The sequence below is a fragment of the Mesorhizobium sanjuanii genome, from assembly GCF_002529485.1.
Taxonomy (GTDB): domain Bacteria; phylum Pseudomonadota; class Alphaproteobacteria; order Rhizobiales; family Rhizobiaceae; genus Mesorhizobium; species Mesorhizobium sanjuanii.
The window spans coordinates 14,129-33,526 of sequence record NZ_NWQG01000104.1 but is presented as its reverse complement, the minus strand read 5'-3'; the positions used below and the strand labels follow the sequence as shown (position 1 = coordinate 33,526).

General features: G+C 60.3%; 19 protein-coding genes. 11 read left to right on the top strand and 8 right to left on the bottom strand.

The features are described 5' to 3' along the window. Positions 1 to 2: 2 nt before the first annotated feature. The 4 genes from CN311_RS16910 to CN311_RS16895 all read right to left on the bottom strand — a co-directional run bounded on the left by CN311_RS16910 (position 3) and on the right by CN311_RS16895 (position 3,998). On the bottom strand, positions 3 to 1,562 hold the full coding sequence (locus CN311_RS16910) for an SDR family oxidoreductase (RefSeq protein ID WP_097574894.1): 1,560 nt from the start codon (positions 1,560 to 1,562) through the stop codon (positions 3 to 5). Positions 1,563 to 1,745: 183 nt separating this feature from the next. Beyond that, positions 1,746 to 2,285, bottom strand: coding sequence for a nuclear transport factor 2 family protein (locus CN311_RS16905; protein ID WP_006333835.1), 540 nt, complete (start codon positions 2,283 to 2,285; stop codon positions 1,746 to 1,748). 211 nt (positions 2,286 to 2,496) lie between these two features. Further along, positions 2,497 to 2,742, bottom strand: a complete 246-nt coding sequence (locus CN311_RS16900; RefSeq protein WP_027056547.1) for a ferredoxin — start codon at positions 2,740 to 2,742, stop codon at positions 2,497 to 2,499. A gap of 38 nt (positions 2,743 to 2,780) precedes the next feature. Beyond that, positions 2,781 to 3,998 carry a cytochrome P450 gene (locus CN311_RS16895; RefSeq protein WP_097574893.1) on the bottom strand — a complete coding sequence of 406 codons (1,218 nt, stop codon included), beginning with the start codon at positions 3,996 to 3,998 and terminating at the stop codon, positions 2,781 to 2,783. 1,471 nt (positions 3,999 to 5,469) lie between these two features. Between CN311_RS16895 and CN311_RS16885 the strand changes: the two genes are divergently transcribed. Continuing rightward, complete coding sequence (locus CN311_RS16885; RefSeq protein ID WP_097574921.1) at positions 5,470 to 6,018, top strand: peroxiredoxin; 549 nt, start codon at positions 5,470 to 5,472, stop codon at positions 6,016 to 6,018. 74 nt (positions 6,019 to 6,092) lie between these two features. Beyond that, entirely contained in the window at positions 6,093 to 7,547 is a 1,455-nt protein-coding gene (gene rpoN / locus CN311_RS16880; protein WP_097574892.1) for an RNA polymerase factor sigma-54, read from the top strand. Here the strand turns inward: rpoN and CN311_RS16875 are convergent. The 3 genes from CN311_RS16875 to CN311_RS16865 are packed head-to-tail and all read right to left on the bottom strand — an operon-like array spanning position 7,544 to position 8,705. Further along, positions 7,544 to 8,191: a nitrogen fixation protein NifQ gene (locus tag CN311_RS16875; RefSeq protein ID WP_097574891.1), complete on the bottom strand. Its 648-nt coding sequence runs from the start codon at positions 8,189 to 8,191 to the stop codon at positions 7,544 to 7,546. The two genes, rpoN and CN311_RS16875, sit on opposite strands and share 4 nt — an antisense overlap. Next, positions 8,188 to 8,505 carry a ferredoxin III, nif-specific gene (fdxB, locus tag CN311_RS16870; RefSeq protein WP_006333844.1) on the bottom strand — a complete coding sequence of 106 codons (318 nt, stop codon included), beginning with the start codon at positions 8,503 to 8,505 and terminating at the stop codon, positions 8,188 to 8,190. The genes CN311_RS16875 and fdxB overlap by 4 nt, the downstream gene beginning before the upstream one ends. Then, positions 8,502 to 8,705, bottom strand: a complete 204-nt coding sequence (locus CN311_RS16865) for a CCE_0567 family metalloprotein (protein WP_097574920.1) — start codon at positions 8,703 to 8,705, stop codon at positions 8,502 to 8,504. The genes fdxB and CN311_RS16865 overlap by 4 nt, the downstream gene beginning before the upstream one ends. Between CN311_RS16865 and CN311_RS33660 the strand changes: the two genes are divergently transcribed. Beyond that, positions 8,704 to 8,832 carry a hypothetical protein gene (locus tag CN311_RS33660; protein WP_280954039.1) on the top strand — a complete coding sequence of 43 codons (129 nt, stop codon included), beginning with the start codon at positions 8,704 to 8,706 and terminating at the stop codon, positions 8,830 to 8,832. The two genes, CN311_RS16865 and CN311_RS33660, sit on opposite strands and share 2 nt — an antisense overlap. Positions 8,833 to 9,331: 499 nt before the next feature. Here the strand turns inward: CN311_RS33660 and CN311_RS16860 are convergent, their stop codons facing one another. Then, positions 9,332 to 11,227, bottom strand: coding sequence for an ABC transporter ATP-binding protein (locus tag CN311_RS16860; RefSeq protein ID WP_245440851.1), 1,896 nt, complete (start codon positions 11,225 to 11,227; stop codon positions 9,332 to 9,334). A gap of 34 nt (positions 11,228 to 11,261) precedes the next feature. On the opposite strand from CN311_RS16860, the gene CN311_RS32610 reads away from it, so the two are divergent. The 8 genes from CN311_RS32610 to nifA all read left to right on the top strand — a co-directional run bounded on the left by CN311_RS32610 (position 11,262) and on the right by nifA (position 19,236). After that, complete coding sequence (locus CN311_RS32610) at positions 11,262 to 11,414, top strand: hypothetical protein (protein ID WP_165779729.1); 153 nt, start codon at positions 11,262 to 11,264, stop codon at positions 11,412 to 11,414. A gap of 486 nt (positions 11,415 to 11,900) precedes the next feature. Next, positions 11,901 to 13,157: a cysteine desulfurase NifS gene (gene nifS, locus CN311_RS16855; RefSeq protein ID WP_097574890.1), complete on the top strand. Its 1,257-nt coding sequence runs from the start codon at positions 11,901 to 11,903 to the stop codon at positions 13,155 to 13,157. Continuing rightward, positions 13,138 to 13,521 carry a nitrogenase stabilizing/protective protein NifW gene (gene nifW / locus CN311_RS16850; RefSeq protein ID WP_027056555.1) on the top strand — a complete coding sequence of 128 codons (384 nt, stop codon included), beginning with the start codon at positions 13,138 to 13,140 and terminating at the stop codon, positions 13,519 to 13,521. Before nifS ends, nifW begins: the two co-directional genes overlap by 20 nt. 186 nt (positions 13,522 to 13,707) lie before the next feature. Then, on the top strand, positions 13,708 to 14,559 hold the full coding sequence (locus CN311_RS16845; protein ID WP_097574889.1) for an electron transfer flavoprotein subunit beta/FixA family protein: 852 nt from the start codon (positions 13,708 to 13,710) through the stop codon (positions 14,557 to 14,559). A gap of 20 nt (positions 14,560 to 14,579) precedes the next feature. Further along, positions 14,580 to 15,686 carry an electron transfer flavoprotein subunit alpha/FixB family protein gene (locus CN311_RS16840; protein WP_097574918.1) on the top strand — a complete coding sequence of 369 codons (1,107 nt, stop codon included), beginning with the start codon at positions 14,580 to 14,582 and terminating at the stop codon, positions 15,684 to 15,686. Positions 15,687 to 15,697: 11 nt separating this feature from the next. Beyond that, a complete protein-coding gene (locus tag CN311_RS16835; RefSeq protein WP_097574888.1) occupies positions 15,698 to 17,005 on the top strand; it encodes an NAD(P)/FAD-dependent oxidoreductase in 1,308 nt (435 codons plus the stop codon). A 12-nt stretch (positions 17,006 to 17,017) separates the two neighbouring features. Then, positions 17,018 to 17,317: a ferredoxin family protein gene (locus CN311_RS16830; protein ID WP_006333856.1), complete on the top strand. Its 300-nt coding sequence runs from the start codon at positions 17,018 to 17,020 to the stop codon at positions 17,315 to 17,317. 158 nt (positions 17,318 to 17,475) lie between these two features. Continuing rightward, complete coding sequence (gene nifA / locus CN311_RS16825) at positions 17,476 to 19,236, top strand: nif-specific transcriptional activator NifA (protein ID WP_097574887.1); 1,761 nt, start codon at positions 17,476 to 17,478, stop codon at positions 19,234 to 19,236. Positions 19,237 to 19,398: the final 162 nt, after the last annotated feature.

The following is a 19,398-nucleotide window of genomic DNA, read 5'->3' as shown; positions in this document are numbered from 1 at the left end:
GGCTAGGCGTTTCGCGCGTCAGCCAACGAGGTCAAGCCGCCGTCCACGTAGAGGGTCGAGCCGTTTACGTATGAGGCATCAGGCGAGGCCAGAAAGAACACTGCCTCGGCGACGTCTTCGGGCTCTCCCATCCGCCCCATCGGGATGCGCCGTTTGATCGCTACGGAATTGATGCAGCCGGACTCGACCAGCTGAGCAATGTCAGGCGTACGGATATAGCCAAGAGCGACGGTGGCCGTTCGGATGCCGACCGACCCGAGTTCGGCCGCCATGCACCGGGTCAGAATGTTCATACCCGCCCTGGACGCCCCATAGGCATGGCGCGGCACGAAGGGCAGGAAACTATTGATCGATCCAAGATTGAGGATTACGCCGCCGGCGTCCATCGACTTGATCGCCTCGCGCGCGCAGGTGAAGGTGCCGGTGAGATTGACGTCCAGTACCCGCTCGATCTGTCGCGGGATTTCGATCCCTCGCACAAACGTATCGGCAATAGCAGCACAGTTGACGAGGATCTCGATGCGACCGAAGCGCCCCCGTATTTCCTCGAACAGGGCCACCACCTCGCTCTCGACCGCCAAGTCGACGGATTTCGCCACGTGCCTGCCGCCCAGCAAACCAGCGAGTTCTGCCGCCCCAGCACCATCTTTATCAGCAATCACGACTGTGTCGGAGTTCGCGGCAAAGCGGCGAACGACGGCGGCGCCTATACCGTTCGCGCCGCCCGTCACGACCACTGTGCGCGCGCTAGTTCGTTCGGCCGGCCGGAAGAGTTCGGCTCGAGGCGTCTCGTCGACCGGCGGGTGCGCGTCGCCCGGCTGGTTGAACGACATCCAACCGCCGTCGACCGTCAGCACCGATCCTGTGATGTAGCCCGTCTGTGCGCTGGCCAAAAAACGCACGGCCCGAGCGATCTCGTCGGGGCGCGCCATTCGCCCCATGGGCACGCGGCGGCGCACGGCCGCGAGGTCCATCTTGCCCGCACGTTCCAGTTCCGCCACCATCGGCGTGCGCACGTATCCTGGCGCTACCGCCGTTACGCGGATGCCGCGCGAGGCCCACTCGCATGCAAGCGATCTCGTGAGAGCGATCAAGCCTGCCTTCGAGCTGGCATAGGCGTTGCGCTTGGGATTGCCGAGCACGCCCGCCAGCGAAGCGACGTTGACAATGGCAGCGCCGGGCTGCATGCGCCTCGCCGCTTCGCCGGCCATGATGAAAGGCCCGATCAGATTTGTTGCCAGCACGCGTCGGAAGGCCTCGAAACCGGTGTCGATAGTCGCAGCCATGGCGGGTCCTATCGCCGCGTTGTTGACGAGAACATCGATTTTCGCGAACTGCGCTTCGATGCGGCCGTATAGGGCGACAATGTCCTCTTCTCGTGAGACATCGCATTCGAGGCCCAGATGCGGATGGCCGAGACCGCCGGCCAGTTCAAGAACGCCGCTGCCAGGAAGGTCCACCGCAACGACGATGTCTCCGTCGGCGGCAACGATCTCGACCAGCGCACGGCCGATTCCGCCTGCCGCTCCCGTTATGATGACGACCCGTCCTGCCTGCTTCATATGAACCTCTCCGCAGCCAGCGTCAGAGATATCGACGCGAGTCAGCAGCAAGACCGGTCGCGGACGTCCTGGTGACGGCGAGTTTCCATACCGGGTAGACGCGTTGCGTTCCGCGACCGCTCCCGCGACGCGGCTCCGCAATTGGGAGCCTTGGAAAGCATTGTGGTGACATGCATGGCATTTTCATTTTGATGACGAGCTGCGGCGCTTCCTGAGCGCGTAAACCGGGTCATTGGGATGCGCTGCTCCGATCGGTTGCCGCAAGCCGAACCGTTCTGCCTCGGGGACCGCTGGTGGGGTCTGCTCTTCGATCCAATCGTAAACGACGGTCCGTTCGGCAATGCGCCACGCCCCTTCCCTCTTCTGAAAAAGATCGCAGTAACGGCCGCAGAGAAGCACCTGGCGTGCTTCTCCGTCATTGTCTGGTCCGCGTTGCAGCGCGGTGAAATAGCTTTCGACCACGGCCTCCGACGGGTCGATGAATTCGATCAAGACGTTCGTGATCTGGTGGATTAAGCGCGGTCCGGTTTTGAAGAGACCAAGCGCAAACTCAAAGAAGCCCTCGGCTGAGCCGCGATAGGCACCGTGATTGTCATGCGCATCGGGCCAATATGCACTGCGCAGCGCAGCCTCATCCGCGCGATCTATGCCGCGGCAGTACCGATAAAGGCAGTCGCGGATCGCCTCGCGGTCGCGCAGTTCGGTGATTTTTGCCTGGCCCATCGCTCTGTCGCAAATTTGAGATTGGAAGAGGCGTTTCGTGCCTCTAGGTGCGTGCAAGGTCGAACCGATCGGCAACTGAAGAAGCCAGAACGGAGACGAACTTCACGTGTCGCGTGCGTGTCATTGAGGTCTCGATGCCGGAGAGGAGGTAGGCAGGGAAGCGGCCGGACATCTTGCTTTGCGGTGTGGGGCCACGTCTCGTCGATTCCACCTAAGCTTCCCCAGTTCTTGGTTGCATGGCGGCTGGTTCGAACCGCGCTGCCGATGTGCGATCGACTTCCAGCGCACGTTCGGGGCAGGATCGCGCGCCTTGTGACGCAAGCAGTTGCTCCCCCTCCGCAACCTGAATGTCACCGGGCAGGATGTAGCCATCGTCATCAAGCTTGAAGATGTCCGGCGCTTGCGCCCAGCATCGCGCGTGACCCTGGCATTTGGCATTGTGGACGATAATGCGCATAGCGCTGCCTCCATTGTCTTGGCATGGCTCGGCGATGGTCATGACCAGTCCAGGATCAGATTTTCGATCCCGAACACATGGCCGCCACAGGTGATGGGCGCTGTACCCTCCTTGATCCGGAAGGTCGGTATGCGCGCCAGCCACTCCTCCAGGCCAATGACAATCTCGCGCCGGGCAAGGTGTGAGCCAAGGCAACGGTGGGGACCATAGCCAAAGGCGGCGTGGCGGTTGTGCTCTCGCGCCAGATCGAACGTGTTGGGGGATTCGAATTCCTCCGGGTCGCGATTTGCAATCATCGTGGCGCACGAAACATAGTCCCCCTTTCGGATCGGCGCGCCTTCGAAGTCGATATCTTTCGTAGCCACGCGGATCAACTGAATGGGCGGATAGGCCCGCAGCAACTCTTCGGTTGCGAGCAGGATGCGGTCCGGTTCGCTGCGCAGCAGTTCCTGATCCTTGAGGTTGCGCGCTAGATAAGCCAGGTCAAAGCCAATAGCTGCTGCGACAGTGTCAAGTCCCGCGACGAACACGAGCACGCCGATGCCACGGATCTCCCCGTCGGTTAGCCGGCGGCCTTCGATCTGTGCCTGCACGATGAAGGTCATGAGATCGTCGACCGGATCCTTGCGGCGATTGGTTGCAAGTTCATCGATGAAAGCCACAATCTTGCGGGCAGCCACAGGTCGTTCCACATCGTCGCCGTGGAGCAGATCTTTCGCCCAGCCGACAAATGTATCGAGTCCCTGATCCGGCAACCCCAGAAAGCGAAGGAAGATGCTGACAGTGAACGGAAAGGCAAAATCCTTCATGACGTCGCAGCTCGTGGCCGATGCGGTGATCCGGTCGATCAGGGCTATCGCTCGCTCACGGACAGCCGGTTCCAGTGCCGTCACCCGCTTGGGCGAAAGCAGCGGACTGAGCAGTGAGCGAAATGCGCCATGGGCCGGTGGATCGAGCTCAAGCGGGATCGTCGGCCAGGTTTCGCCCAGTATGGAGGAGAAGATGCTGCGATGGCTGGAAAAAGTTTCAGCGTCCTGCAGCACCTTACGCTGGTCTGCGGCGCGGGTGATGACCCAGGTGCCCCGGCCATCTTGCGTGTTGTAGGGGGAATAGAAGATCGGAGGCCCGTCATGGGCGCAAGCGACGGCTGCGTGTGGATCCCCGTTGGGCGTTGGTGGCATGCCTGGCGATGTGAACAGGCTGAAGTCTCTCACCATTTCGGGCGGGACATGATCTGGAACCGGGTTGATCGCCATTGCATTTCTCCTGCCGTCTAACCACTAACCAGGCCGCGCACCATGGCATCTTGGCCATCCAGCAAGCTTGTTGCCCTCTTGGCCAGACCGCTGCCTGCCCGCCAAAGAGCCGACGAGCGAAATCGTCGGAGACGCGGCGTTTTCCAGCTTCGAACGGCGAACCGGAATGAAGCTCTTGCTCCACAGCGGTTCGGGGTCGATCATCTCTTCGAGGATATCCGCAGCGCGGCACGCGAAAGACCGGTTGGCCGCCGAAGTGCTCGCCGGTCTCCTCAAGCGCCGGCGAGAGGACAGGAGCAAGCACATTCTGGTCGAACCGTATCTGCAGGTCGATCGGTGGCCATTGGCCGGTGCCGGGCGGTTGTGACGGTGACGCCAGTCACGCCGGTCGATATTGCATTCCGCGGGCAATGCCCGTTTCGGATAGAATCTGAACTGACGCTGACCTGACATGTCGTCTTCCTTCATTGCATTGAGCGCGATATCACTCACGAATGGACGCCAGTCGGTATCTCCTGCCGTCTCACATGAGAGCTTCAAAAGTCGTGCCAACGGCGCGAAAAGAGCCCTGCAGGAGATTTTCTACATATCATTCAACAGCTTGAACGAATGCGCAGCCGCAAGCCTGGCGGAGCAGAGCCCGTGTCCCGGACATGACAAACCCGACAGCAAAGTCGCGGCAGCTTCAAAATGCTACGAGAGCACAAGGCGGCTTTTTCCGTCACCTTGGGACCGTGCCCGCCTCACGCAAGCGCGGTTCAGAAAGATCACATGGCCAGCTTGCTAATGGACGTGCTGGCTTTTTTGTACCGGTTGTCGATTTCGAAGCGGTCTCGCGAGCGTCGATAGGGCGAAGCGCGTGGGCCTGTCAGCCGTCTCAATCCTGATCGTCAGGTTAACCCCGATCGACTCCTGTCCCTCGTTCCGAGTTTGAGCCCAGATTTTCGCTTCGAATACGAGCCACGTGTTCGCAGCGCCGGCGACCCGGCGACCCTCCGGTCCGACTTCCGACATTTTTGTCCAGCTTCGGACAAAGAGGGGCGCGGCTTGATACGCATAAACGGGATCCCCTCTGCCCAGAGCTCACGATCAGATGATTATGGGCGCGCTCGCTGTCGGCGAAGGCACGGTCTTGGCCGCTCAAGGCAAAGAGTGTCGCTGCAAAAAACAGTGTGACCCCCAGCCTGAAAATCAAATGGCACGGCGCTTGCGTCGTACTCGGCAGAACCCATCACAAGGTGGCCAGGAGTAAGACCATTGCTGACATCGCGACGCCCCGTACAAGCGCCTAGTGAAACCGTTCTCGTGCCGCCACAAATCGAGAACGCCCGTACTCGCGAGCGGTTTTGCCATGGCTGATCCAAGGTCGACGCAAAACGCGCGGCGCTCGACCGAATTGCCGGCCGCGGTCGATGCCGTGTCAGTTTCAACCGAAAAAGCAGCGCACCAGTTTTCCTCCAGGAGCACATTGATGACCGTCAAAAAAGAGGTTCCTTTCGTCACCTTTCGCACGCGTGTTCGCGATGACTCCATCGAGGGGCCAAACCCGTACCGCTGGGAAGACAAGACATCCGACGACTATTTCCGCGGCAAGCGCATCATCCTGTTCTCGCTGCCCGGTGCCTTCACCCCGACCTGCTCGACCTTCCAGTTGCCCGATTTCGAAATGCTCTACGACGAGTTCGAGAAGGAGGGAATTGACGCAATCTACTGCGTTTCCGTCAACGATGCGTTCGTCATGAATGCGTGGGGCAAGGCCCTGGGGCTGAAGAAAGTCCAGCTCATCCCAGACGGCTCGGGCGAGTTCACCCGCAAGATGGGCATGCTGGTTGCCAAGGACAATCTCGGCTTCGGCATGCGCTCCTGGCGCTACGCTGCCGTGATCAACAATGGCGTGGTGGAGCAGTGGTTCGAGGAGGACGGTTTCTGCGACAACTGCGAGGCCGACCCCTATGGCGTATCGTCGCCGCAGAACGTCCTTGAAACGCTGAGAGCCGCCAAAGCCGTGACGGCTGCATGATCTAGACGAGTCAACGTCTCGAAAGTCCCCTTGCACAAGGCGAAGGGTCGCTCGGTAGGAGTTTCACGCTAGCCATGGAGTCCTCAGCAAGCCTGCTTCAGCGTCAGAAGCAATCGTTGGTTTTGACGCCGCAAATGATGGAATCCATTCGCCTGTTGCAACTGGCGCATCCCGAACTGCATCAGTTCGTCGAGCAGGAAATCGAGAAGAACCCCTTTCTGGAACGGGCATCAAACCGGGCGCCGAAGGACATTCCGTCGATTTCGGCCGGGAACCCGCGTATCGGGCCGACCACGGGCGGAATATCGGATCGGGCCTCGCAGTGGAAATCAATCCGCGGCAAAAACAATGTCCAACCGGGGGGAAACCATGCGTTCGAAGATTCCTGGACGTCCATCGAAACATTGCACGACCATGTCGCTCGTCAGATCGCTCTCAGCGCATTCGCGCCGCTGGAGCGGCGAATAGCTGGCGAGCTTGCCGGTCATCTGGAAGACACCGGATACCTTCCGGTGAACCTTTCGGAACTGGCCCGCAGCCTGAATGTCCGGGAGGCTGTGGTGGAACGGGTTCTCGGAACATTGCAGCAGTTCGATCCACCGGGTATTTTTGCGCGAACTCTCAGCGAATGCCTTGAGATACAATTGCGGCAGCTAGACAGGTTCGACCCGGCAATGGCAGCGCTGGTCGCCAATCTTGAAGCGCTGGCGCGACGCGATTTTCAAACATTGAAACGCCATTGCGGTGTCGATGAAGACGACCTTCTCGACATGTTGCACGAAATCCGCGCGCTCGATCCCAAGCCCGGAAACCGATTCCAGTCCGGAGGGCCTGAATCGATCATTCCCGACGTCTTGGTCCAGCCCTCTCCCGGAGGTGGGTGGCAAATCGAACTCAATCCAGACACGCTGCCCAGGCTGCTGATGAACCAAAACTATTTTGCCCAGGTCTCCCGCCTAAGCGCTCAAAATTCGAAAGATCAGTCATTTCTCAACGAATGCCTCCAAAACGCGAACTGGCTAATCCGCAGCCTTGATCAGCGCGCCAAGACGATCCTCAAGGTAGCGGCTGAAATCATCCGCCAGCAGGACGCCTTTTTTGAACATGGGGTCGCCCACCTGCGGCCTCTCAATCTCAGGACTGTCGCGGATGCGATCAACGTGCACCAGTCGACGGTAAGCCGGGTAACGTCGAACAAGTACATGCTGACCCCGCGCGGCGTGTTCGAACTGAAGTATTTTTTCACTGTCGCGATCGGCTCCTCCGAAGGCGGCGACGCGTACTCCGCCGAAGCTGTCCGCCATCAAATCAAGGCGATGGTTGCCGTGGAATCGCCCAACGAAGTGCTTTCCGACGACGACATCGCCACCCGGCTCAAGGAAACCGGGATCGACATTGCTCGCCGCACCGTTGCGAAATATCGTGAGGCGCTGAACATCCCGTCCTCCGCGCGACGTCGCCGGGAAAAGCGCGTGCGTCTTCGATGCCAATCAAGCCCGGGCGGCGGCGGCGACGAAAGCGGCTCTTAAGCGAGCCCGTTCTTGATCCGTGCCAAGTGGCTTTCGCCTTCCTCCGGGCCAAAACAGCTTCCGAAATCGCCGCATTCCTGACAACTGGGCGCGGTGCATAGCGAAAAGCCTTCAGCCTCGCAGAGCTTACGATAGAAATACTTCTTCCATTTCATGTTTTTGGTGTTGCCGGCCGCCAGCGCCGGGAAATGCCTGGCCATTAAGCGGCTGAGTTCGGCCCGATTGAAAAGGCCAAGGTCCTGCCACAGATGGTCATTGCGCAAACTGCGCCTGGCGATGATCTTGGCTAAGAGGGTGCTCGCCGGATCGCCTGGCCTGGCATGCCCAATAAGCAAGCCGCGCAGAAGCCCTTCCTCCATATCCGGCTCGGGATCGGTCAGCTTTTCCAGCGCGAAGGCGTTGACGGGAACAGCCGGGAAATAGCGTGTCATGACATCTCGCAGGTCGGCACGCGAAAGGCCGGTTGCTTCGGTCGCGGTCGCCTTGCCGGCCTCGACCTCCTCGAACGCGAGGTAGAAAAGACAGGCAAGCACATGCCGGTCGAACGCCGCCGCCTGGTCTGTCGGCGGCCATTGGCTGGTGCTGAAACAGCCACGGTGATGGGCGAATGTGGCGCCGTTCTGCTGGTCTTGTCCCCAGCTCATGCAGCAAGCTTGTCGGCCGCAAGGTGGGTCTGGCAGTTCTTCGGGCAGACGCGGCCGCAGGCGCCGCAGCCGATGCAGCGGCCGGCATGGTCGACGATCATGACCATGCGGTTGAGCTCGCCGTCGAAGTCGTCGTCCTCGCCCGCGCAGATGCCGAGGATTTCGCCTGCGTCATCGACGCCATGAAGGTGCATGACCTCGCGCGAGCAGACCTTGAAGCAGCGGCCGCAGCCGATGCAGGTCGCGCCATCGATCGCCGTCAGATAGTGCGGCGTCCAGGGAGAGCCGTCGCGGGTGACGAAAGCGCCCGTCATTGTGAATTCTCCAACGCCGCGAGTTCTTCCTTTGCCGCATCCAACTCGGAAAAAACCTCGAAGGCTTTCCAGGCGACCGCCTTGATCTCGGTCCAGTTGACCGGAAGGTCCTCGGCAAGGTCGTGCAATTCCATCTTGGCGGCTCCCGCGCGCGACTGCAGCTTGCGGACCTTCTTCTGCAACAGCGCAAGGTCTGACATGATCCCCTTCCTCGCAAGCCGGTCGTTACGCCCGCGCCATGTCGGGACGCGCTTCGATGGCCACGACCGCATCGCCGGCGTGCCGGCCTCGGCGGGTTTCCGGAACGTCTCGAAGCCGAACCGGTGATGCCGATCGTAGGCGAGACGCTGCAGCCAGCTTATGCAATCCCGCGCGGCGAGATGCAGGTCCGTATCCTTCGAGCTCGGCATAAGAGCGGTTGAGCGCAGACGACAATCAAGATCTTGTTCCCGACGTCGACGCGGGCGGTGAGCGCATATTGTGAGGGTGTCGATTTGGCGACGCCCCTATGCCAGAGAATGCGGATCTCGCGTGGATCCGGCGCGTTGCTTTCCTTCGCTCCATTGATCGCATCAACCAGGATCTAAATGATCGCGCGGCGGCTGCCACCTCAGGAGGAAGCCTCAAGCGCCGTGCCGGGAACGCAGGACGCAGCTCATAAAACGTTGTCTTCATCGCATTGATGGGTTTGCTCAAGAGCGCGGCAGGAAGACAGGCCGGCACCAGGCGTGTCGTGGATTGGACAAGCCCGACGACAGGTTGCGGCCGCCTTTTCAGGAACGGCCCGACAGGATTGCTGGGGAGGCAAGCTGAATTCACGCCGCGTTCAACCGTGTTGCACATTGGTCTCATTCCACCCCTTTGTCAGTTCCAAGGCCTGCCGCTCGAACAGGCGGCGGTACATGCCGTCGCGACGGATCAGCGCGGCATGGTCGCCCTGCTCGGTGATGCAACCACGGTCGAAGACAAGCAGCCGGTCGAGTGCCCGCACCGTCGAGAGCCGGTGCGCAATGACGAGCGTGGTGCGCCCGACCATGAGCCGCTCCATCGCCTTCTGGATCAGCACCTCCGATTCCGAGTCCAGGCTTGATGTCGCCTCGTCCAGAATGAGGATCGGGGCATCGGCGAGGAAGGCGCGCGCTATCGCCACACGCTGGCGCTCGCCGCCTGAGAGCTTCACGCCGCGTTCGCCGACCAGCGTACCGTAGCCGTTCGGCAGGCGCGCAATGAAGTCATGCGCGCTGGCGAGCCGCGCCGCCTGCTCGACGTCGGACCGAGAAGCACCCGGCCGCCCATAGGCTATGTTCTCGGCCAGCGAGCGGTGGAACAGGAGGGGCTCCTGCTGTACGATCGCGATCTGGGAGCGCAGCGAGCCCTGCGTCACCCGCGAGATGTCCTGCCCATCGATCAAGATTCGTCCAGCATCCAGGTCGTAAAGCCGCTGGATGAGCTTGACGAAGGTGGTCTTGCCGGAGCCAGAGGGACCGACCAGACCGACCCGTGCGCCGGCCTCAATCGAAATCGACAAGTCGCTGTAGAAGGGCGACCAATGATTGCCGTAGTGGAAATGGACGCTCTCAAAATCGATGTGACCCTTCGTGATCCGGATCGGCTTGGCGCCCGGAACATCGGCCACGTCGGGCGGCTGGCTGTAGGTTTGGACCAGTTCCTCCATCTCATTTACAGAGCGCTGGATGTTGCGCACGTGTATGGAAACATCACGCAAGTAGCCATACAGGACGGTGAAAGACCCGAGCACCAAGGCGATGTCACCTGGGGTAGCCTGGCCGCGCGACCACAAGAATAAGGCATAGCCGATCAAAGCCGCTCTCAGCGCAAGAAGCATGATCCCCTGGAATGCAGCACTGACCGTCCCGCGCACCCAGGTCCGGAGGGTCCGATGCCGCCACTTGGAGATGACTTTCGCGAAGCGATGATCTTCCCGCACCTCGGCGCCGAAGCCTTTGACCACCGCGTTACAGCTGATCGCGTCCGCAAGCGAGCCGCCAAGCCTCGTATCCCAGTTGTTGGCGAGGTTTGCGGCTGGCGCCACATAGCCGAGCGACAGGACAATGATCAGCGCCACATAGCCAACCGAGCCGCAAGCGATGATCAGCCCCATCATCGGCCAATACCAGCCGAGCAGAACGCTCGACCCTACGAGCATGATGAGCGACGGGACCAAGGCAAGAAGGATCGTGTCGTTAAGGAGGCAGAACGCCCACATGCCGCGCGTGATCTTGCGCACCGTAGAGCCGGCGAAGGTTTTCGCATGCCAATCGGTCGAAAAGCGCTGGACGCGATGGAACGCGTCGCTGGCGATGTCCGACATCATCTTCAGAATGAAGTCATTGACGGCAATGAAGGCGATGTTGCGCATGACGACGGCGCCGAGTGCGAGCGCAATCAACATTGAAAAGGCCGCAAGAGCCGCATCCCACACGACGGCGTCGGCTGCCGCTCCTTGGGCGACCGCGTTTACGAGCCGGCCGGAATAGAGCGGCGTCAGAACGTCAAGGAGCGTTGCGACAAGCACCGCGATCATAATGATCGCGAGCCGGACCGGCTGCTTGCTCCAGTGGCGCATGGTGAAGGCGAAAACGTCGCGAAAGGCGGCGCCGCGTAGATCGATGTGAAAACGCCGCGTGGCTTTGTACGAGCGCAGCAGGCCGCTCGGTCTCAAGAAACCCGAAATGGAAGGTCTGCGTGAGGACGAAAACATCGCTCGGAATGCGGGTGGCTGATCTGGACCTGACATGTTGCTTTCTTTCCTTCGTTCCATCGATCGCGATGTCACCCGCGAGATGAATATCGGCCGCGGGCACGCGCCCTACGAGGAGAGAACCGCAAAAGCCGCGCCAAAGGTTCAGAAAGAAGCTCAGAAGAATTTTCTGCATATTCTACAATGACAAACGAGATCTCAGCAGGGCAACGGGGGCGTAACAGTGCCGTGTCGCGCACTCGACAAACCCGACAGGACTGCTCCTCACGCGAGGCGGAATCTACGCCCGCCCGATTCAACGGCGTTCCGCGTTGAACAATTCCCGCCGATGTCGGAAATGCGACATAGCAGTGTTAGAGCCATCATGTTGTTTTGAAATGATTCCCTTCTTTGGCACGATCCATGCGTAGCTGTTCGCGAACGCGTCCGGCCTGAAGGAGAGACAGTCCATGATCAAGCGCACCGAAAACGCCGTGACCTAAAAACCGCGCTTGCCGGGGGCCGAGGCCGGCGCAACGCTGGCGCACCAAGGTCGAGGCGGGTTGCCGCGCCGGCGCCATGAAGCGCGCAGGCCGAATGTGGCGGCGGCAACTCCTTCGGCTAACCATCATCATCATCATGACAGACCGGGCGTGCGCCTTGTGTGATTGCGCTCAGGAGAAGGATCACATCCATGAGACCTGTTTATCTGGACAACAACGCAACGACACGAGTCGATCCTGAAGTCGTTCAAGCAATGCTGCCGTTTTTTATCGACCAATTCGGCAACCCTTCGTCGAGCCACGATTTTGGCGCTTCCGCCGGGGCGGCGGTGAGAAAGGCGCGCCTGCGGGTGCAAACGCTGATCGGAGCGGAGTTCGAGGACGAGATCACCTTCACCTCGGGCGGGACGGAAAGCGACAACGCCGCGATCCTCTCGGCGCTCGAGGTGATGCCTGAGCGCACAGAGATCGTGACTTCCGCAGTCGAGCATTCGGCCGTGCTGACGCTTTGCGCCCACCTTGAGAAGACGCGCGGCATCAAGGTGCATAGGATCCCGGTGGATCGCCACGGTCGGCTCGACCTCGACGCTTATAAGGCCGCCCTCACCCCGCACGTGGCGATCGTCTCGATCATGTCGGCGAACAACGAGACCGGAACGATCTTCCCGGTGGTCGAGCTTGCTGAGTTGGCCAAGGAAGTCGGCGCCCTTTTTCATACCGACGCGGTGCAAGCGGTCGGCAAGCTTGCGCTCGACTTGAAATCGACGGCAATCGATATGCTGTCTCTCTCCGGTCACAAATTACACGGACCGAAAGGGGTCGGCGCACTTTATGTAAAGCGCGGCGTGCGCTTCTGTCCGCTGATCAAGGGGGGAGGCCAGGAGGGCAACCGCCGCGCCGGCACGGAGAATACGCCAGGCATCGTCGGTCTCGGCGTGGCAGCCGATCTTGCCTTGAAATTCATGGACGACGCGAACACACGGGTAAAGGCGTTGCGCGACCGCCTGGAGAAGGAACTTCTCCAAAGCATCCCAGACGCCTTCGTCGCCGGCGATTTGCTAAAGCGGTTGCCGAATACCGCAAACATCGCCTTTGGAGATATCGAAGGTGAGGGCATACTGCATTTCCTCAATCGCGAGGGCATTGCCTGCTCCTCCGGCTCTGCTTGCGCCTGCGGCTCGCTGGAGCCGAGCCACGTCTTGGTGGCGATGAATATCCCCAATAACGCGGCACACGGCGCAATCCGTTTCTCCTTTTCGCGCAACAACGGCGAGGAGGACGTCGACCGGGTGCTCGAGGTCATGCCCGGGATCGTTAAGAAGCTGCGTGAGCTTTCCCCATTCGCCAGCCAGGCGAGAGGACTTCAATCAATTCCAGGCCTGGGCGACAAGGCAAACCCGACAACCGTTTCCGGCCCAGGAGAATGCAATGCGCAGTTGTTTCGCTGAAAGCCGCGCCATCGATGTCACCGACATCCTCGCCCGGCTGAAGAGCCTGTCGGCTGCGGAGGAGTTCTTCGCAGTCCTTGGCATCTCTTATGATCCGAAGGTGCTCAATGTCTCACGGCTGCATATCCTGAAGCGCATGGGCCAATATCTCGCTGAAGAGGATTTCGCCGGTCTTCCCGACGGGGTGATCGCCGCGCGGGCGCGTGCGACGTTGGAACGCGCCTATGAGGATTTCGCGACATCCTCGCCACTCACCCACCGGGTCTTCAAGGTGCTCAAAGAGCACGATCCGGACAAACCGGCCACTCGGGACCACACCTTTGTCCCGTTCGAGTCGATCCTGAGGCGGTTCGGGACAGAATGAACGCGACACTATTGCGACGCGACAATGTCGAAAAGCCGACAAACTCGGTCATCACGACGGCACCCTTCGGAAGAAGACAACCCCATGTCAAAAGGAAACAGAGCAACGCAAAGCGGTTGGCACGAATGATGCTGCGAAGGAGATGAACGCCAGGGCCGCTTGCGGATTGGAGCCGAGAAAGACGCAATGCACATTGTAATCTGTATCAAGCAGGTGCCGGACTCCGCGCAGATACGTGTCCACCCGGTGACGAACACGATCATGCGCCAGGGCGTGCCGACCATCATCAACCCTTACGACCTGTTCGCCCTCGAAGAGGCACTGAGATTGCGCGACGCCCATGGCGGCGAGGTCACCGTGCTTACGATGGGTCCGCCGATGGCAGAAGATGCGCTGCGCAAGGCGCTCACCTATGGCGCCGACCGCGCGGTACTCTTGACCGACCGCTGTTTTGCCGGCTCCGACACGCTGGCGACCTCCTTCGCGCTTTCTCGGGCAATCGTGAGAATTGGCGAGACCTTCGGCGCGCCGGACATCGTCTTCGCCGGCAAGCAGACGATTGACGGCGATACCGCCCAGGTCGGGCCCGGCATCGCCAAGCGCCTCGGCCTCCTGCAGTTCACCTATGTGGCGAAGATCGACTCTATCGATGTCGATGCGCGCGAGATCACCGTCAAGCGCCGTTCGGAAGGCGGTACGCAGATGCTGAAAAGCAGGCTGCCTTGCCTCATCACAATGCTGGAAGGCACCAACGAAATCCGCAGAGGCTCGCTCGACGACGCCATGCGCGCCGCGCGCGGCCAGATCGTGAAATGGAGCGCGGCCGAAGCTGGCATTGAGGACCTCAACAAATGCGGCCTGCGCGGCTCGCCGACGGTCGTCAAGCGCGTTTTCGCCCCTACCACGCGGGCGGAAAAGGCGACGCAGATCGACATGACCGACAAGACGCAGCACGACCTCGCTGACGAACTGATCGCCTCAATCTTTACCCGCCAGCCAGCGCTGGAACACGAACTCGCCTTCGACGGCGGCCAGTGACGGGACGGCAAGGAGAGATGATGTCGAACGCTAACCGCGAAGCCCCTCCTTCCGCCGGCCGTGCCGGCATCAAGAGGGAATTGCCTGAGCACTTTAGGGACTATCGGCACGTCTGGGTTTTCATCGAACTGGAACGCGGCGAGGTCCATCCCGTGTCCTTCGAACTGCTTGGCGAAGGCCGCAAGCTCGCCGACAAGCTAGGCATCCAGCTTGCGGGGATCGTGCTTGGACCGCCGGGTGACGCGACGCAGCATGCCGTTGCCGAGGCCTTCGCTTACGGCGCCGACCTTGTCTACCTCGTCGAGGCACCGTTGCTTGCCGACTATCGCAACGAGCCTTTCACCAAGGCGATGACGGATCTGGTCAATACCCACAAACCGGAGATCCTGCTTCTCGGTGCGACCACGCTCGGCAGGGATCTCGCTGGCTCAGTAGCGACGACCTTGCTGACAGGGCTCACTGCCGACTGTACCGAACTCGATGTAGATGTCGACGGTTCGCTAGCCGCGACCCGTCCGACTTTCGGCGGTTCCTTGCTATGCACGATCTATACGCTCAACTACCGGCCGCAGATGGCCACCGTACGACCGAGGGTTATGGCCATGCCACCGCGGATGGCTAAGCCGGTCGGGCGTGTCGTCCGGCACAAGCTGTCAATGACCGAGGAAGAGATCATCACCAAAGTCCTTGGCTTCAACCTCGATCGCCAATCGGCAAAGGCAAATCTCGCCTACGCCGACATCGTGGTTGCCGGAGGCCTCGGTCTCGGCTCAGCGGAGAATTTGCAGCTTGTGAAGAATCTAGCGCGGGCAATCGGCGCCGAATATGGCTGTTCGCGCCCGCTGGTCCAGAAGGGCTGGATGCCGGCCGATCGGCAGGTTGGCCAAACGGGCAAGACCATCCGGCCAAAGCTTTACATAGCGGCCGGGATTTCCGGCGCCATTCAGCATCGGGTTGGCGTGGAGGGGGCTGATTTGATCGTAGCCATCAACACCGACCCGAACGCCCCGATCTTCGACTTTGCCCACCTCGGCATCGTCACCGATGCAATCCGTTTCCTGCCGGCATTGACGGAAGCTTTCACCCGGCGGCTGTCGCCGCACAGCCACGACAAGCTTGCGAGCTAAGGGAGACGGCCATGATCGAGCAAGAATTCGACGCCATCGTCGTCGGGGCCGGTATGTCCGGAAACGCGGCCGCCTACACCATGGCAAGCCAGGGCCTGTCGGTGCTGCAGTTGGAGCGCGGCGAGTATCCGGGCTCCAAGAATGTCCAGGGCGCCATCATGTACGCCGACATGTTGGAGCAAATCATTCCAGATTTTCGGAATGATGCGCCTCTCGAGCGGCATCTGGTCGAGCAGCGATTCTGGGTGATGGACGACACCTCCCACACCGGGATGCAGTATCGATCGGACGATTTCAACGAGGCGAAGCCCAATCGCTACACGATCATCCGCGCCCAATTCGACAAGTGGTTTTCGCGCATGGTGCGCCAGACCGGCGCGACGGTGCTGTGCGAGACGACGGTGACCGAACTTGTCCGCAGTGCCAGCGGCAAGGTGATCGGCGTGCGCACCGACCGGGCTGGCGGGCCGATCTACGCGGACGTCGTCGTGCTCGCAGAAGGTGTCAACGGACTGCTCGGTACACGGGCCGGCCTGCGCAAGATGCCGAAGCCAGAAAGCGTGGCGCTCGCTGTCAAGGAAATGCATTTCCTACCCGATGAGGTCATTGAGCAGCGGTTCGGCCTCCAGGGCGACGAAGGCTGCGTGATCGAAGCGGCGGGCACGATTTCCCGCAGCATGGCCGGACTGGCCTTCCTCTACACCAACAAGGAGTCGATCTCTCTCGGCATCGGCTGCCTCGTCTCCGATTTCGCCCAGACAATGGAGAGCCCTTACGTCCTCCTCGACGCCTTCAAAAACCATCCTTCGATCCGGCCGCTGATCGCGGGCTCGGAAGTCAAGGAGTATTCCGCGCATCTCATTCCCGAAGGTGGCTACAAGGCAATTCCGCAGCTCTTCGGCGACGGTTGGGTGGCGGTCGGTGATGCCGCACAACTGAACAACGCTATTCACCGCGAGGGTTCGAACCTCGCCATGACTTCCGGTCGCATCGCGGGCGAGGCAATCATTGAGATCAAGGGCCGCAACCAGCCGATGATCAGGAGGAACCTCGCCCTCTACAAGACCATGCTGGACAAGTCCTTCGTAGTCAAAGACCTGATGAAATATAAGGACATGCCGGCCCTGATACACACCAATTCCCGCAATTTCTTCATGACTTACCCGCAGTTGATGTCGCAGGCCGCGCAGAACTTCATGCGGGTCGACGGCACCCCGAAAATCGAGAAGGAAAAGGCGACCACTGCTGCCTTCATCAAGGCGCGTTCGCGCTGGGGGCTGATCAGCGATGTGGTCCGCCTGGCACTCGCGTGGCGCTGAAGGAGAAACAGGATGACGATGGCCGTGACGAAGTTACGTGTCGAGGAGAAGCTTTATCAGAATCGCTATCTGGTCGATCCGGGCCGCCCGCATATCAAAGTGCGACCGCACGAGAGGCCGAGCGCGAACCTGCTCGCGCTGACACACATCTGCCCGGCCAAGTGCTATGAGTTGAACGACAAGGGACAGGTGGAGACGACTTCCGACGGCTGCATGGAATGCGGCACCTGTCGCGTGCTGTGCGAGGCCAGCGGTGAGATCGTATGGAACTACCCGCGCGGCGGCTTTGGCGTTCTCTTCAAGTTTGGATAACTGCCGCAAAGAGCGAGAAACGAGAGGCTCGCAATTGCGGTCAAGACCGCCAATATCGTTCAAAATTGCCCGAAAAGCTGAAAATACTATGTTTCTGGAACTCGAAATACAAAAAAGGGGTTGGGAGGAGCACCTTGGACAACCCTTGAGGTGTTTGCATGGCTCACATGCTTCCAGATCAGGTCGGTGAAATTGTATCTCGGAACACCCCGCCTGAACCTGCGGTCGAAGCGGCGCGCAATGCGGACAGCTTGCTCAGGGGAATCTACGAGATATCGAAGATTCTGACTGCCCCGACCCGGCTGGAGATTACGCTTGCCAATGTCGCGAATATCCTCTCCTCGTTTGTGCAAATGCGTCATGGCGCAATCGTCGTCCTGGACGCTGAAGGAGAGCCGCAGATTAGCGCAACTACCGGCGGCGCTGTGCCTCAGTCAGCCATCGGCAGTGTCATACCCCAGGCCGTAATAGACAAAATCGTCGCTACTGGAGTGCCGATCGTCATACAAGACACAAGCACGTCGGAGCTGTTTCAGGCTGATCCTCAATCGACCAGCGGCACGATCGCAACTGCGTTTATCGGTGTCCCGCTAAAGGCTGAGGAAAAGATCTTCGGGACGCTGTCGATCGACCGGGTCAGGAACGGTACCACCGAGTTCCGTTACGAGGAGGACTTACGTTTCCTGGCCATGGTCGCCAATCTGGTCGGCCGGACCATTCGCCTGCATCGCACTTTGAGCACAGCTGGTCAGCGACTTATCGAGAAGCAATCGAGACCAGAGCAATCGCTCGACGAGGACAGGACCCATCCGGCCCGACATCCGCATGTCAAGGTCGACGGAATCATCGGAGAAAGTCCCGCACTCAAGCAAGTGCTGGAGATCGTCTCGGTCGTGGCCAGGACCAATTCCACCGTGCTTCTGCGAGGCGAAAGCGGTACCGGCAAGGAGTTCTTTGCACAGGCCATCCATAGGCTTTCACATCGGAGGGAGAAATCCTTCGTCAAATTGAACTGCGCCGCACTGCCCGAAAGCGTCTTGGAATCGGAGCTCTTTGGCCACGAGAAGGGCGCCTTCACCGGAGCTATCCTGCAGCGCGCCGGCCGGTTCGAATTGGCGAATGGCGGAACCCTGCTGCTTGATGAAATCGGCGAGATTTCGCCTGCCTTTCAAGCCAAGCTGTTGCGCGTCTTGCAGGAAGGAGAACTGGAGCGAGTGGGCGGCACAAGGACCCTAAAGGTTGACGTGCGGCTCATATGCGCCACCAACAAGGACCTCGAGACGGCTGTCCGGAATGGAGAGTTCAGGGCCGACCTTTATTACCGCATCAATGTGGTGCCAATAGTCTTGCCTCCCCTCAGAGAGCGGCCGGGCGATATTCCACGCCTTGCCAAAGCTCTCCTCGATAGATTCAACAAGGAGAACCATCGCGATCTTGCCTTCACGCCGTCGGCGCTTGACCTGATCTCGCAATGCTATTTCCCTGGCAACGTGCGTGAGTTGGAGAATTGTGTGCGACGGACGGCCACACTTGCGCGTTCAATGACAATAACTGCGTCGGATTTCGCCTGCCAGAACAGCCAGTGCCTGTCTTCGCTTCTGTGGAAAGGAGACGGCCGTTCGCACGGAGCCTATGCCGTCGACGAGTTCGCACGTGGCAATATGATGCCGGTTGGATCGCCGCTGCCTGCCATGCGAGTCGGCCCCTCCCAGAATGAGGCATCGCCCGGCGAGACCTGCGATCCCAACCATCCAGCTTGCCCAGCAATGAACCAGCGTCTGACGGAACGCGACCGACTGATCGATGCGATGGAGAAAGCCGGCTGGGTCCAGGCCAAGGCGGCTCGTTTCCTCGGTCTCACGCCGCGGCAGGTCGGCTATGCTTTGCGCCGGCATCATATCGAAGTGAAGAAGTTCTAACGCCATTGATGACACCACATTTGGGGGCGCGGTTGCTGCCCGCACCGGGCGTAACTGAGACAAGACGGTACCTTTCGCGTTGCTTTTGACCGTTGTCGGCGACCTGACAAAACCGTGTCGCAGGAAACGGACACAATTGGACACAAAAGGCCTACGTAAAAG